A 14,399-nucleotide genomic window follows, 5' to 3' on the forward strand; every position below is an offset into this window, starting at 1 on the left:
TGGAGGCGTCAGCGTCGGCGATTTCGCTGTGTGAGTCGCTCCACGACGAGGCGGAAGATCACTATGGCGGCGAGCACGAGCCCGGCGATCGCCCAACGGTCCGGGTACGCAGCGATCATCGCACCGAACTGTGCGGGGAGCTGCACGATTGCGTCGAGCAATAGGGATCCGAGATCAGGCACAGGCGGATCGTATCGACCGGCACACATGCCCTCGTAAGGCTTGCATCAGTGGTTGGCGGTGGGGCCCTCAGCGCTTTCAGCGTTGGACTAGACCCCCTGGCTGACTCGCCTTCGATCTCGACCTGCAGCGTCTTGGCGATGTACTCGCGATGAGGTGCGCCGCCCTCTGTCAGGTGTGACGGCCGCTCAACGACCGCGGGCCTGACTCACCCCAGCACGAGCCGGTAGCCCATGCCCTGCTCCGTGAGCAGGTGCACCGGGGTCGAAGGGTCGGGCTCGAGCTTCTTGCGCAGCTGGGAGATGTACAGGCGCAGGTAGCCGGTGTCGGCGACCTGCTCGGATCCCCACATGTCCTTCAGCAGCGTCTGCCGCGTCACGAGGGCGCCGGGGTTGCGGGCGAGGAACTCGAGCATGCGCCACTCGGTCGGCGTGAGGTGCACGGGAGCGCCGGCGCGCGTGACGGTCTTGGTGGCGAGGTCCACGCGCACGTCGCCGAACGCGACGACGGGATCCGACGCGGCCGACAGCGAGCGGCGGGCGAGGGCGCGCAGGCGGGCCAGCAGCTCGTCGATCTGGAACGGCTTCGTGACGTAGTCGTCGGCCCCGGCGTCGAGCGCGTCGACCTTGTCGCCCGATCCGGTCCGCCCCGAGACCACGACGATCGGGACGTCCGTCCAGCCGCGCAGTGCCTCGATGACCGCGACGCCGTCGAGGCGGGGCATGCCGAGGTCGAGCAGCACGACGTCGGGCTTGGCCTGCGCGGCGACCGTGATCGCCTCGGCGCCGTCGGCGGCCGAGACCACGTCGTAGCCGTGCGCGGCGAGCGTGATCCGCATCGCCCGCACCAGCTGCGGGTCGTCGTCGGCGATCAGGATCTTCATGCGTCGGCCTCCTCGGCGCGTGCGGGGGCGTCGGGCGCGGCGTCCTCCGCGATCGGCAGCTCGATCACCATTGTGAGCCCGCCGCCCGGGGTGTCCTCGGGCGAGAGCGTGCCGCCCATCCCCTCGGCGAAGCCGCGGGACAGCGCGAGCCCCAGCCCGAGCCCGGTGGTGTTGTCGGTGTCGCCCATCCGCTGGAACGGCGCGAACATCTCCTGCTGCCGGTCGATCGGCACGCCGGGGCCGTGATCGACGATCCGGATCTGCGCGGTGCGGCCGATCCGGCTGGTCGTGATCCGGACGCGCCGGTCGCGCGGCGACAGGCGGTCGGCGTTGGCGGTGACGTTGACGATCACGCGCTGCAGGAGCACCGGATCGGCGGTGACCGCCGGCAGGTCCGGATCGAGCGCCAGGTCGACGCGGTCGGGGCCGAGGCCGAGCTCGTCGACCGCGGCGAGCACGACGCCGGCGGCATCGACCGGCGCGAGCGAGATCGCGAGCACGCCGGCCTGCACGCGGCTGACGTCGAGCAGGTCGGTCACGAGCGTCGTGAGCGTCGTGAGGCTCTCGTCCGCGGTCGCGAGCAGCTCGCGGCGATCCGCATCCGAGAGCGAGTCGCCGGCCGTGCGCAGGCCGCCGACCGCCGCGACGGCGGCCGCGAGCGGGCGCCGCAGGTCGTGGCTCACGGCCGACATCAGCGCCGTGCGCACGGTGTCGGCCTCGGCGAGCGCGTCGGCCTGCCGGGCGCTGCGCGCCAGGTCCTCGTGCTCGAGCATGGCGGTGAGCTGCACCACGATCACGTCGAGCAGACGGCGCTCGGCCGCGTCCAGCTCGGTGCCGTGCAGCTCCAGGATCGCGCGGGGCGCGGCGGGGGAGCCGACCGGCACCGACACGAACCGCCCGTCGCGCACGGGCTCGCCGTCGGCGACGACCGGATCGCCCTCCGGCGTCGTGAGGCGGGCGCCGGTCGCGCGGAACGCCTCACGCGTACGGCTGACCAGCGCCTGCGCCGCGTTCTCGCCGCGCAGCACGCTGCCCGCCACGGTCGCCATCAGCTCGGCCTCCGCCGCGGCACGGTGGGCGGCGCGCGTGCGCCGGGCCGACTGATCCACGATCCAGCTCACGAGCGCGGCGCTGATGACGTACAGCAGCACGGCGACGGCGTGCTGCGGGGAGGCCATGTGGATGCTGAACACGGGTTCGACGAACAGGAAGTTCAGCGTCAGGCCCGACAGCACGGCGGCGAACAGCGCCGGCCAGATCCCGCCGATCAGCGCCACCACGACCACGAGCAGCTGGTACGCGAGCACGTGCGCGACGAGCGTGTCGTCGTGCGGGATCGCGGACAGCAGCCACGACAGCAGCGGGCCGAGCACGAGCGCGAACGCGAACCCGAAGATCCGGCGCTTCCAGCTCAGCGCGCCCGTCGTCAGGCGCGGGATCCGCAGCCCGTGGCCGGCGGCGTCGTGCGTGACCATGTGCACGTCGATGTCGCCCGACTCGCGCACGACGGTCGCGCCGATCCCGGGTCCGGTGAGCGCGGCGGCCAGGCGGCTGCGGCGGCTCGCGCCGATCACGAGCTGCGTCGCGTTGACCGAACGGGCGAACTCGACGAGCGCGCGCGGCAGATCCTCGCCCACGACCTGGTGGTACGAGCCGCCGAACGACTCGACGAGCGCGCGCTGGCGGGCCAGGGCCGCGGGGGATCCGGCGCGCAGGCCGTCCTGCGTGGAGACGTGCACCGCGAGCAGCTCGCCGCCGGCCGAGCGGGCGGCGATCCGGGCGCCGCGGCGGATCAGCGTCTCACCCTCGTCGCCACCGGTGAGAGCCACGACGACGCGCTCGCGCGTCTGCCACGTGCCCTCGATGCCGTGCTCCTCGCGGTACAGCCGCAGCGCGCTGTCGACCTCGTCCGCGAGCCACAGCAGCGTCAGCTCGCGCAGCGCGGTGAGGTTGCCGAGGCGGAAGTAGTTCGACAGCGCGGCGTCGATGCGCTCGGCGGGATACACCTCGCCCGCCGACAGTCGGTCGCGCAGCGACTGCGGCGCGAGGTCGACGATCTCGACCTCGTCCGCGCTGCGCACGATCGCGTCCGGCACGGTCTCGCGCTGCGTGACGCCCGTGATCCGCTCCACGACGTCGCCGAGCGAGGCGATGTGCTGCACGTTCACGGTCGTGATGACGTCGATGCCGGCGGCGAGGAGCTCCTTGACGTCCTCCCAGCGCTTCGCGTTGCGGGACCCCGGCGCGTTGGTGTGCGCGAGCTCGTCGATCAGCGCGACGTCGGGATCGCGCGCCAGCACGGCGTCGACGTCGAGCTCGGTCAGCGCGACGTCGCGGTGCCGGACGGTGCGCCGCGGCACGACCGGCAGCCCCACGGCCTGTGCGGCCGTGGCCGCGCGGCCGTGGGTCTCCATGATGCCGATCACGACGTCGCGGCCGAGGTTGCGCAGCCGCCGCCCCTCCTCGAGCATCTCGTACGTCTTGCCGACGCCCGGCGCGGCGCCGAGGAGCACCCGGAGCCGACCCTTCTTCATGCGCGTCCCTCTTCCGCCGTGTGCCGCGCTCGCCGCGATGGCCTGACCGATCGCGTGCATCAGCCGGCGAGGGCATCCAGCGCCAGGTTGAGCTCCAGCACGTTCACGCGGGGCTCGCCCAGGAAGCCGAGATCCCTCGACTGGATCCTAGACTCCACGAGCTCGCGCACCTCGGCCTCGTCGAGCCCGCGCGCGGCCGCGACGCGCGGCACCTGCAGGCGCGCGTAGGCGGGGCTGATGTGCGGATCGAGCCCGGATCCGGATGCCGTGACCGCATCGGCGGGGATCTCCGAGACCGCGACGCCCTCGAGCTCGGCGATCGCGACCTGGCGGCCCTCGATCTCGGCCAGCAGGTCCGCGTTCTCAGGCCCGTAGTTCGATCCGGAGGACACGAGGTGGCCGTGGTCGTCGACGAACGCGGCGGACGGGCGCGACTGGAAGTACTGCGGCAGCGCGGCGCCGTCGGAATCGGTGAACGGCTGCCCGATCAGCGCGCTGCCGACGACGGATCCGCGCGCGTCGCGCACGAGCGATCCGTCCGCCTGCGCGGGGAAGGCGAGCCGGCCGATCGCCGTGACGACGGCGGGGTACGCGACGCCGAGCAGCGCGGTCAGGATCAGGATCGCCAGCACCGCGGTGCGGGTGGTGCGCAGCAGGGTGCGCGAGGTGGTGGACATGGTGGCTGCCTCCTGGTTCAGAAGCCGGGGATGAGGCTCACGACGAGGTCGATGAGCTTGATGCCGATGAAGGGCGCGATCACGCCGCCGAGCCCGTAGACGAGCAGGTTGCGGCTGAGGATCTGCGAGGCGCTGCGGGGCCGGTGCTCCACGCCGCGCAGCGCGAGCGGGATCAGGAACACGATCACCACGGCGTTGAACACGATGGCGCTGAGCACGGCGGACGCCGGCGAGTGCAGCTGCATCACGTTCAGGGCTGCGAGTCCGGGGAACAGCCCCATGAACATGGCGGGGATGATCGCGAAGTACTTCGCGATGTCGTTCGCGAGCGAGAACGTCGTGAGCGCGCCGCGCGTGATCAGCAGCTGCTTGCCGATCCGGACGATGTCGATCAGCTTGGTCGGATCCGAGTCGAGGTCGACCATGTTGCCGGCCTCCTTCGCGGCCGACGTGCCCGTGTTCATCGCGACGCCGACGTCTGCCTGCGCCAGCGCCGGGGCGTCGTTCGTGCCGTCGCCCGTCATCGCGACTAGGCGGCCGCCCTCCTGCTCCCTGCGGATCAGCGCGAGCTTGTCCTCGGGCGTGGCCTCGGCGAGGAAGTCGTCGACGCCCGCCTCCTTCGCGATCGCGCGGGCCGTGAGCGGGTTGTCGCCCGTGATCATGACGGTCCGGATGCCCATGGCGCGCAGCTCCGAGAAGCGCTGCCTCAGCCCGTCCTTGACGATGTCCTTGAGGTGGATGACGCCGAGGATGCGGCCGCGGCCGTCCGCGCGCTCGGCGACCACCAGCGGGGTGCCGCCGGACGCGGCGATCCGGTCGGTGATGGCGGTCACCTGCTCGCGGACCTGCGGGGTCGCGTCGTCCCCGAGCCAGGCGAGCACGGCCGATCCGGCGCCCTTGCGGATCTCGGGCCCATCGGGCAGGTCGAGGCCGCTCATGCGGGTCTGGGCCGTGAAGGGGACCGCGATGCCCTTCTCATCCGACGCCGTGACGCCCTGCAGCGTCGCGAGCTCGACGACCGAGACGCCCTCCGGCGTCGGGTCGGCCAGGGACGACAGGGCGGCGGCGCGCGCGAGCTCGGCCTGCGTCTGCCCGGGGAGCGGCACGAACTCGCTCGCGCGGCGGTTGCCGTGCGTGATGGTGCCGGTCTTGTCGAGCAGCAGGGTGGTGACGTCGCCCGCGGCCTCGACCGCGCGGCCCGACATCGCCAGCACGTTGCGCTGCACGAGGCGGTCCATGCCCGCGATGCCGATCGCGGACAGCAGCGCGCCGATCGTGGTCGGGATCAGCGTGACCAGCAGCGCGATCAGCACGGGCAGGCTCACGGCGCCGTCGACCGCCATCGCGATCGGGTTGAGCGTCGCGACGACCACCACGAACACGATCGACAGGCTCGCGAGCAGGATGCCCAGGGCGATCTCGTTGGGCGTGCGCTGCCGCGATGCGCCCTCGACGAGCGCGATCATCCGGTCCACGAACGTCTCTCCGGGCTTCGACGTGATCCTCACGACGATGCGGTCGGACAGGACGCGCGTGCCCCCGGTCACGGCGCTGCGGTCGCCGCCCGACTCGCGCACGACCGGCGCGGACTCGCCCGTGATGGCCGACTCGTCGACGGTCGCGATGCCCGCGACGATGTCGCCGTCGCCGGGGATCAGCTCGCCCGCCGAGACGACCACCACGTCGCCGAGCCTCAGGTCGGACGAGGCGACATCCGTCGTCTCCAGCGCCGGGGCGTCCGCGCGCTCGTCGTATCGGGCGACGCGGTGCGCGGTCGTGGTGCTGCGGGTCTGGCGGAGCGTCGCGGCCTGCGCCTTGCCGCGGCCCTCGGCGACGGACTCGGCGAGGTTCGCGAACAGCACCGTGAGCCACAGCCAGATCGCGATGCCCCACGAGAAGCCGGCCGGCAGTTCCCCTGTGGCGCTGGCGGCGCCAGGGGTGCCGCCCGACGCCTCGGGCCCGCCGAGGAACGGCTCGGCGATCGCGACGGCGGTCGTGAGCGCGGCGCCCGCCCACACGATCAGCATGACGGGGTTGCGCCACTGATCCTTGGGGTGGAGCTTGCGCAGCGCGCCGGGCAGCGCCTGGGCCACCTGCGCCCAGCTGAACGCTCGGGCCCGCGCGGGCTTCGGTGCGATGCGCCCCGCGACGGGGGACGGGGGGATGGGGACCTGGGTGGTGGTCATGGGTTACGACAGCCCTTCCGCCAGCGGAGCCAGCGCGAGAACGGGGAAGTAGGTCAGAGCGGTGATGACGACCGTGACGACCGATAGGAGCCCGACGAACTGCGGGCGGTGCGTGGGCAGCGTGCCCGCGGTCGACGGGACCGGCTTCTGCGCCGCGACCGAGCCGGCCAGGGCCAGGACGAGCACGATCGGCACGAAGCGGCCGAGCAGCATCGCCACCCCGAGCGCGGCCGTGAGCCACGGAGTCGCGGACGTGATGCCGGCGAACGCGGATCCGTTGTTGTTGGCGGCGGAGGTGAAGGCGTAGAGCACCTCGCCGAGCCCATGCGGCCCGTCGTTCCACAGGGACGTGCCCTCGATGTCCGAGCGGATCCCGGGTACCCCGAAGCTCAGCGCCGTGCCGAGCAGGGCGAGCGTGGGCGTGACGAGGATGTACAGGCTCGCGAGCTTCATCTCTCGCGGCCCGATCTTCTTGCCCACGTACTCCGGGGTGCGTCCGACCAGCAGGCCGCCGATGAACACCGTGATGACGGCGAGCACGAGCATGCCGTACAGGCCGGATCCGACGCCGCCCGGGGCGACCTCGCCCAGCATCATGTTGATCATCGGGATCATGCCGCCGAGAGCCGAGTAGGAGTCGTGCATCGAGTTCACCGCGCCCGTCGAGGTGAGCGTGGTCACCGCGGCGTACAGGGCGGATCCGTAGATCCCGAAGCGTTGGTCTTTGCCCTCCATGGCGCCGCCGGCGAGTTCGGGCGCGCTGCCTCGGGCCGCCGCCTCGAGCGCCGTGACGGCGGCGATCGAGGCGAGGGCGATCGCCCCCATGGTCGCGACGATCGCGTAGCCCTGGCGGTGATCGCCGACCATCCGGCCGAAGGTGCGCGGCAGCGACGCCGGGATGATCAGGATCAGCAGCAGCTGGAGCAGGTTCGAGAGGGGGGAGGGGTTCTCGAACGGGTGCGCCGAGTTCGCATTGAAGAATCCGCCGCCGTTGGTGCCGAGCTGCTTGATGGCCTCCTGCGAGGCCACCGGACCGCCCGGCAGCGACTGGGTCGCGCCCGACAGCGTCGTCGCCCCGGTGAACCCGTCGAGGTTCTGGACGACGCCCGTGGCGATGAACGCGACGGCCGCGACGACCGAGATCGGCAGGAGCAGGCGGAGCACGCCGCGCGTCAGGTCCACCCAGAAGCTGCCGATCGTGGCGGAACCCCGACGGGCGAATCCGCGGATCAGCGCGACCGCGATCGCCATGCCGACCGACGCCGACACGAAGTTCTGCACGGTGAGCCCGACCGCCTGAACCGCGTAGCCGAGGGTCGACTCGGGGTAGTACGTCTGCCAGTTCGTGTTCGTCACGAAGGAGACCGCCGTGTTGAAGGCGACGCCCTCGGGCACGGCGGGCAGGCCGAGTGACCAGGGTTCCAGCTCCTGGAGGCGCTGCAGTCCGTACAGCGCGACGACGCCGACCAGCGAGAACAGCAGGACCGAGCGGGCGTACGCCTGCCACGTCTGCTCGCCGCGCGGGTCCACCCCGATGACGCGGTAGATGCCCCGCTCGATGCGCCAGTCGCGATCGGTCGTGTAGATGCGCGCCATGAGGTCGCCGAGCGGGCGGTGCACGAGCGCGAGGACGAGGACGAGCGCGGCGACCTGCGCGATCCCGGCCCAGAGGGCGGCCGCGCTCATCAGAACCGCTCCGGGCGGACGAGGGCGATCACGAGGTAGACGATCGCGGCGGCGGCGAGCACGCCGGCGGCGACGGCGAAGACCATCACAGCCTCTCGGCTCCCTTCACCACGAGCGCGACGAGCGCGAACAGCGCGAGCGTCGAGGCCAGATAGACCAGATCGAGCACGGGAGTCTCCGTTTCGAGGGACCGCGGCGCCCTGCTGGACGTCGCGCGCCGGCGGGGCGCAGAACCCGATTGAAGCCCCGGGCGGGACGCCATCGCGCGGTCCCTCACGGATCCCATGCGCCCAACGGCGGGAGCCTGACGAAGTCCTCGCGGCGCTCCGGCGAGACACGGCCGAACGGATGACTCAGAACATCCTTGGAGAGATATTGCATTATCTGGCGCTGAATGTAATATGGACGCCATCGGTGCCCGATGACGACGCCGGTGCACAGCGTGGTGGAGACAAGGGAGAGTGCAGTGGGCGCACGACGCGGACACGAGTATCTGGCCGGTCTGAAGGACGACCGCGAGGTCTGGCTCGGTGCCGAGCGCATCGACGTGACCGAGCACCCGGTGTTCGCCGGGTCCATCGCGGGCATGGCCGCCTACTTCGACTATCAGTGGGAGCACGAGGCCGACTGCCTGTTCTCGAGCCCCGACTCCGGCGACCTGATCAGCGTCGCGCACCTGCGTCCCCGCTCGCAGGAGGACATCCAGAAGCGTCACGTCGCGTTCGAGCGGTTCGCGAAGTACTCGGTCGGCATGCTCGGCCGCACGCCCGACTACGTGAACGTCGTGCTCGCGGGCCACGTGTCGCGCACCGACCTGTGGGAGAAGGCTTCCAGCCCGGTCTACTACGAGCGCATCTCGAACTACCAGGAGATGGTGGCCGAGAAGGATCTCGCGCTCACGCACACGATCGTGCACGCCAACATCGACAAGTCGATCGGCGAGCTCGACGGCGCCAACGCCGACCTCACGCTGCAGGTCGTCGACCGCACCGACGAGGGCATCGTCGTCCGCGGCGCCAAGCTGCTCGCGACGCTCGGGCCGATCGCCGACGAGTGCTACGTGTACCCGGCCACGCCGATCAAGCCCGGCTACGAGAAGTACGCCATCTCCTTCGCGATCCCGATGAGCGCGCCCGGCGTCGTCGTGGTGTGCCGCGACCACTACGGCGTCGACGAGTCCGTCGAGGACCGCCCGTTCTCGTCGCGCTTCGACGAGCAGGACGGCGTCGTGATCTTCGACGACGTGCTCATCCCGCACGACCGCGTCTTCATCGACGGCGAGCTCGACCTCTACAACGCCGTCAACCAGGGCACCGCGACCGGCTGCACGCAGCAGCAGACGTCGATCCGCTCGGCCGTCAAGCTCGAGTTCGCGTACGACCTGCTCGTGGAGGTCGCCAAGACCACGGGCCAGGACACGCGCCCCGACGTCATCCAGCTGCTCGGCGAGGTGCACGCCTATCTCGGCATCACCCGCGCGCTGATCCACTCGGCCGAGGTCCGCGCGAGCGACTGGGGCGGCGGAGCGTACTTCGTGCACGACGACATCGGGCTGCTGCGCAACATCATGTCCGAGTGGATGATCCGCGTGAACGAGATCATCAAGACCATCGGATCGCACAACCTGCTGGCCACCCCCACGCAGGCCGCGTTCGACGACGAGCGGCTCGGCCCCCTGCTGGAGAAGTACCTCCCGGGCGCCAAGGACATCTCGGCCCGCGACCGCGCGAAGATCATGCGCACGGCCTGGGACTTCGCCGGATCCGCCCTCGGCTCGCGCATCGAGCTGTACGAGCGCTTCTACCTGGGCTCGATCGGCCGCGCGCGCATGCTCGAGCACATGAAGGCGCAGCGCAGCGGCGACTCGGGTGCGCTGAAGGCGTTCTTCGAGCAGACGGCCCGCTCGACGGGCGTGCCCGCCGAGGCCTGATCCATGCGCTCTGAGAACCTCACCCGCGTTCTCACCGACCATCTGGCGGCCGCGACCTTCGAGTCGCTGCCGCCAGAGGCGGTTTCACGCGCGAAGACGCGCCTCCTCGACGCCCTCGGCCTGATCGCCGCGGGCCTCCGCGCGCAGGGCAGCGCCGACGTGGTGCGCCTCGTGGAGGCATGGGGCGGACGGCCGGATGCGACCGCGCTCACGACCCGTACGAAGGTCCCGGCGATGCACGCGGCCCTGGCGAACGCGGTGCTGATGCGCTCGTACGACTTCGAGCCGGTCGGCGCCGATCGCGCCGACGGCGCGCAGATCCCCTCGCACATCACGGGCACCACGACCTCGGTCGCGCTCGCGGTGGCCGAGGCGCGCGGCGCCAGCGGGCGCGACCTGCTGACCGCGATGGTCTACGGCGACGACCTGGCAGCCCGGCTCGGGCACGCCACGGGCTTCGACGTGTACGGCGGCGGCGACAACACGGGCACGATCAACGCCCTCGGCGGCTCCGCGACGGCCGGGCTGCTGATGGGACTCGACGCCGACGGGCTGCGGCGCGCGCTGGGCCTCGCGATCAACCAGGTCGGCGGCACCATCGACAACATCAACGACAAGACGATGGCGTTCAAGCTGCCGATCGCGTTCTCGGCGCGCAACGCGGTGTTCTCGGCCGAGCTCGCCGAGGCCGGCTTCGGCGGCCCGGACGACCCGATCGGCGGCCGCTTCGGCTTCCTGTCGCAGTGGGCCGCGGGCGATCCGGATCTGGAGGTGCTGCGGGCGGATCTCGGATCGGCGTTCTACGCCGACGCCGTCATCAAGCCGTGGCCCACGTGCCGCGCATCGCAGCCGTCCCTGACCGCCGCCGTCCAGCTCGTCGAGGAGCACGGGATCCGGGCGGACGACGTCGAGCGCGCCGTGGTGCACCTCACGCCGCGCGTGAAGAACGGGTTCGTCGGCCAGGAGTTCCGGATGGGGGAGTCGCCCGAGGTGTCGGGGGCGTTCTCGATCCGGTTCGCCGTCGCGACCGCGCTGCTCGACGGCACGGTGCGCGTGGATCACCAGACCCGCGCGCACATGGAGTCGGATCGCCTCGCGCGCATGCTCGACCGCGTCGACCTCGAGCCGTCGCTCGACCCGTCGGCCGGCAGCGCCGCCGAGATCGAGGTGACGCTCCGCTCCGGCGCTCTCCACCGGGTCCGCGTCGAGCGGGCGCTCGGAGACATCCGCTTCACGCCGATCCCCGAGGAGCGGATCCTGCGGAAGTTCCGCGACAACGTCGCGTGGGGTGGGCTGTCCCCGGAGGCGGGGGAGCGGCTGCGTGCCCTCGCCGGGGGGATCGAGGACCTGGCCGACGTATCGGAGATCGCGGAGACGCTGGCGGGCTGATCCGGCTTCTCCTCCGGCGCGGTCGCGCGGTCGCGGCCATCCGCACACGCGAAAGCGGGGCGCCCCTCCCCCGGGAGTGCGCGCCCCGCTTCCCCAGCGGATCAGCTGTTGCGCAGATCCGAAGCCGTGTAGCGCGCGTAGTCGCGCTGGGCGGTGGTGCGCAGGGTCTCCGTGACCTCGGCGGCGGCCTCCTGCAGGGCCGTGACCCAGGCGCGCGCCTCCGTGCCTGACACGCCCTGCGGCAGGTTGCCCAGGCGCAGCACGACGCCCGAGTTCGCCTTCTCATCGGCGGTGGGATCGAAGACCGGGACCACCACGCTCGCGAGGTCGGCCGTCGTCTCGTCCCCGCCGATCGAGCCGCCGAAGCAGGCCTTGGCGGCGGCGATCGTGCCCCGGACGGCGCGGTCGCGTGCGGGCGTCAGCTCGCTGCCGGCGTACTCCGCGAGGGCCTCGCTCAGGGCGTCGTACGCCGCGGGGTCGCCGTCGACACGCGAGACGGCGTAGCCCTGCCGGCGCACCTTCTCGGCCGCCGCGCGGTAGCCGTCGATGACATCCTGGTCGGGCGGGTAGATGCGCGTGACCCACTGGTCCACCTGCGCCGTGTCCCACGCGACCGCGGCCTCGCCGAGCGGCGGGATGAGCGGGATGCGCACGCCGATGCGCTCGTCGACCTCGGTGTCGCCGCCGTAGGAGGTCGCGCCGATGGTCTGGTCGAGCGACGATACCTGCACGAGCGCGGCCGCCGTGCAGCCGAAGCGCTTCGCGAGGCGGTCCAGCTGCGGCCGTGCCGCCTCGGCGACGCGCACGGCCGAGATCAGCGTCTCGTCGACGTGCGCCGCGAGTCCGGTCGTGGAGAACCCGCCGTAGCCGCCCTGGAAGAACAGCAGCGGCGTGGTGGGACGGACGACCGCGAGGTCGTCGACCGCGACGATCGTGATGAAGTGGTCGCCGGCCTCGATCTCCTGCGAGATCCTGCCGTGGATGTGCGCGACGGCCCCGGAGATCTGCGGGGCGCCGAACGGCGACGTCTCCCACTCGACCTTGTGGAACTTGTCCGGGTCCTTCGAAGCCAGGGTGCGGCACGCCGTGATCTGGTCGTGCGCGAAGACGCTGATCGTGACGGACTCGGCCGTGCGCAGCTGGGCGTACGACGCCGACGTGGTCATCGGCATGAAGGAGACGAGCGGAGGCTCGAGCGACACCGAGCTGAAGGTGCCGACCACCATGCCGACCGGCGCGCCGTCGATCATGGCCGTGACGACCACGACGCCGGTCGGGTAATGGCCCATCACGTCGCGGAAGGCGCGCGGGTCGATGGCAGGTGCGATCGCGGTGCTGTCGCTCATCCTGTGCTCCATGTTGCTGCTCCTTGTGTCTGCGGCCTCGTCGCCGCGTGAGGTGGACCCGGGCAAGCCCGGGAACTTTGCACTACAGGACTGAGAATATATTCTTTGACGCGGAAAGACCATACTCAGTTCTTCTGAAGGATCTGCCCGAATCTTTCGTCTGGCGTGAACTGTGTGCCCCGGACGACAATGGCAGCACGGCGATCATCCGGTCCTGTCCGGTCATCGACGACCGCCCGGAAGAAAGGTGCATCCATGGCCGCTGCCCAGCCCACCCGACGCATGGCGCTGACGACCTTCGTCATCCCCGCGGGACACCACAAGGACTCGTGGCGCAGGGAGGGGAGTCGGATCGAGGACGTGCCGGGCCTCGACTACGTCACCGAGCTGACCCGCATGGCCGAGGACGCCAAGATCGACGCCGTCTTCTTCGGGGACATCGCGCACGCCGAGCCGACGCTGCGCGGGGACATCAAGACCAACGGCTACTACGAGCCGATCTCGACCCTGTCCGCGCTGGCCGGCCGCACGACGCACATCGGCCTGATCGGCACGATGTCGACGTCGTTCGAGAGCCCCTACACGGTCGCGCGCCAGATCGCCGGCCTGGATCACATGTCGGGCGGCCGCGCGGGCTGGAATCTGGTGACCTCGTTCGACGGCTTCCAGAACTACGGCTTCGACGGCATCCCCTCGCCGGAGGACCGCTACCGCCGCGCCACCGAGTTCGCCGCCGTCGTCAAGGCGCTGTGGGACTCCTGGGGCGACGACGCCGTGATCGCGGACCGCGCGTCGGGTGACTACATCGACGCCGCGAAGGTGCGCAAGATCAATCACAAGGGCGAGTACTTCCAGGTCGAGGGGCCGATGCCCGGCCCACGCTCGCCGCAGGGGCACCCCGTGATCGTGCAGGCCGGATCGTCGGGCCCCGGTCTCGACCTCGGCAGCTCGGTCGGCGACGCGATCTACACGGCGCAGCCCGTCAAGCAGCGGGCCGTGGAGTTCTACGCCGACTTCAAGAAGATGCTCGAGGCCAAGGGGCGCAACCCGCAGCACACCAAGGTGCTGCCGGGCATCCTGCCGATCATCGGCGAGACGATCAAGGAGGCCGAGGAGCTGGCGGCCGAGCTCGGCTCGTACGTGAACCTCGACCATGGCCGGCGCCAGGTCTCCGCGGGCCTCGCGGGCCTCGACCTGTCGAGCCTCGACTACGACGACCGCATCCCCGCCGAGTGGCTGAGCGAGGACCCGAGCCTGGGCAGCCGCTACCACGTGTTCCGCCGCAAGATCGTCGATCAGGGGATGACGCTGCGCGACATGATCATCGACATGGCCCGCTCCGCCGGGCACCAGTGGATCATCGGCACGCCGCAGACGATCGCCGACAACATGGTCGACTGGTTCGAGGCGGGCGCGTGCGACGGCTTCAACCTCAACTCGCCGTACAACCCCGGCGGGATGAAGCAGATGTGCGAGCTGCTGGTGCCCGAGCTGCAGAACCGCGGCTACGCGCGCACGGAGTACGAGGGCACCACGCTGCGCGAGCACTTCGGCCTGCCGCGGCCCGCGGCCTGAAGCTCGACGTCGG

The 14,399-nt window shown here is 71.3% G+C and carries 11 protein-coding genes; 3 read left to right on the top strand and 8 right to left on the bottom strand.

Annotated elements, in window-relative coordinates:
* Positions 1–8: 8 nt before the first annotated feature.
* The 7 genes from AAD528_RS06875 to AAD528_RS06905 form a co-directional block, all read right to left on the bottom strand.
* Positions 9–182 carry a hypothetical protein gene (locus tag AAD528_RS06875; RefSeq protein WP_345751327.1) on the bottom strand — a complete coding sequence of 58 codons (174 nt, stop codon included), beginning with the start codon at positions 180–182 and terminating at the stop codon, positions 9–11.
* Between the two features lie 206 nt (positions 183–388).
* A complete protein-coding gene (locus AAD528_RS06880) occupies positions 389–1,063 on the bottom strand; it encodes a response regulator (RefSeq protein ID WP_345751328.1) in 675 nt (224 codons plus the stop codon).
* Positions 1,060–3,597, bottom strand: coding sequence for a DUF4118 domain-containing protein (locus AAD528_RS06885; protein ID WP_345751329.1), 2,538 nt, complete (start codon positions 3,595–3,597; stop codon positions 1,060–1,062). The genes AAD528_RS06880 and AAD528_RS06885 overlap by 4 nt, the downstream gene beginning before the upstream one ends.
* Positions 3,598–3,656: 59 nt before the next feature.
* On the bottom strand, positions 3,657–4,274 hold the full coding sequence (gene kdpC, locus AAD528_RS06890; protein ID WP_345751330.1) for a potassium-transporting ATPase subunit KdpC: 618 nt from the start codon (positions 4,272–4,274) through the stop codon (positions 3,657–3,659).
* Positions 4,275–4,291: 17 nt separating this feature from the next.
* Entirely contained in the window at positions 4,292–6,460 is a 2,169-nt protein-coding gene (gene kdpB, locus AAD528_RS06895) for a potassium-transporting ATPase subunit KdpB (RefSeq protein WP_345751331.1), read from the bottom strand.
* Positions 6,461–6,463: 3 nt separating this feature from the next.
* Positions 6,464–8,146 carry a potassium-transporting ATPase subunit KdpA gene (gene kdpA, locus AAD528_RS06900; protein WP_345751332.1) on the bottom strand — a complete coding sequence of 561 codons (1,683 nt, stop codon included), beginning with the start codon at positions 8,144–8,146 and terminating at the stop codon, positions 6,464–6,466.
* Entirely contained in the window at positions 8,146–8,232 is an 87-nt protein-coding gene (locus tag AAD528_RS06905) for a potassium-transporting ATPase subunit F (RefSeq protein ID WP_375339596.1), read from the bottom strand. Before AAD528_RS06905 ends, kdpA begins: the two co-directional genes overlap by 1 nt.
* Positions 8,233–8,612: 380 nt before the next feature.
* Between AAD528_RS06905 and AAD528_RS06910 the strand changes: the two genes are divergently transcribed.
* The gene (locus AAD528_RS06910; protein ID WP_345751334.1) at positions 8,613–10,076 is read left to right on the top strand and encodes a 4-hydroxyphenylacetate 3-hydroxylase N-terminal domain-containing protein; all 1,464 of its coding nucleotides are present in this window, start codon (positions 8,613–8,615) and stop codon (positions 10,074–10,076) included.
* Between the two features lie 3 nt (positions 10,077–10,079).
* Complete coding sequence (locus AAD528_RS06915) at positions 10,080–11,465, top strand: MmgE/PrpD family protein (protein WP_345751335.1); 1,386 nt, start codon at positions 10,080–10,082, stop codon at positions 11,463–11,465.
* Positions 11,466–11,566: 101 nt separating this feature from the next.
* Here the strand turns inward: AAD528_RS06915 and AAD528_RS06920 are convergent, their stop codons facing one another.
* Positions 11,567–12,811 (bottom strand): flavin reductase, encoded by a 1,245-nt coding sequence (locus AAD528_RS06920; RefSeq protein WP_345751336.1) that lies wholly within the window; start codon positions 12,809–12,811, stop codon positions 11,567–11,569.
* Between the two features lie 255 nt (positions 12,812–13,066).
* On the opposite strand from AAD528_RS06920, the gene AAD528_RS06925 reads away from it, so the two are divergent.
* Positions 13,067–14,386: an NtaA/DmoA family FMN-dependent monooxygenase gene (locus tag AAD528_RS06925; protein ID WP_345751337.1), complete on the top strand. Its 1,320-nt coding sequence runs from the start codon at positions 13,067–13,069 to the stop codon at positions 14,384–14,386.
* Positions 14,387–14,399 lie beyond the last annotated feature (13 nt).

The sequence above is a fragment of the Microbacterium rhizophilum genome (genome assembly GCF_039605615.1).
Classification (GTDB): domain Bacteria; phylum Actinomycetota; class Actinomycetes; order Actinomycetales; family Microbacteriaceae; genus Microbacterium; species Microbacterium rhizophilus.

What these genes read in the sequence shown, in the direction of transcription:
- AAD528_RS06880 (WP_345751328.1), bottom strand. Translation starts at nt 1,063, where the DNA reads ATGAAGATCCTGATCGCCGACGACGACCCGCAGCTGGTGCGGGCGATG.
- AAD528_RS06885 (WP_345751329.1), bottom strand. Translation starts at nt 3,597, where the DNA reads ATGAAGAAGGGTCGGCTCCGGGTGCTCCTCGGCGCCGCGCCGGGCGTC.
- kdpC (WP_345751330.1), bottom strand. Translation starts at nt 4,274, where the DNA reads ATGTCCACCACCTCGCGCACCCTGCTGCGCACCACCCGCACCGCGGTG.
- kdpB (WP_345751331.1), bottom strand. Translation starts at nt 6,460, where the DNA reads ATGACCACCACCCAGGTCCCCATCCCCCCGTCCCCCGTCGCGGGGCGC.
- kdpA (WP_345751332.1), bottom strand. Translation starts at nt 8,146, where the DNA reads ATGAGCGCGGCCGCCCTCTGGGCCGGGATCGCGCAGGTCGCCGCGCTC.
- AAD528_RS06905 (WP_375339596.1), bottom strand. Translation starts at nt 8,232, where the DNA reads ATGGTCTTCGCCGTCGCCGCCGGCGTGCTCGCCGCCGCCGCGATCGTC.
- AAD528_RS06915 (WP_345751335.1), top strand. Translation starts at nt 10,080, where the DNA reads ATGCGCTCTGAGAACCTCACCCGCGTTCTCACCGACCATCTGGCGGCC.
- AAD528_RS06920 (WP_345751336.1), bottom strand. Translation starts at nt 12,811, where the DNA reads ATGAGCGACAGCACCGCGATCGCACCTGCCATCGACCCGCGCGCCTTC.
- AAD528_RS06925 (WP_345751337.1), top strand. Translation starts at nt 13,067, where the DNA reads ATGGCCGCTGCCCAGCCCACCCGACGCATGGCGCTGACGACCTTCGTC.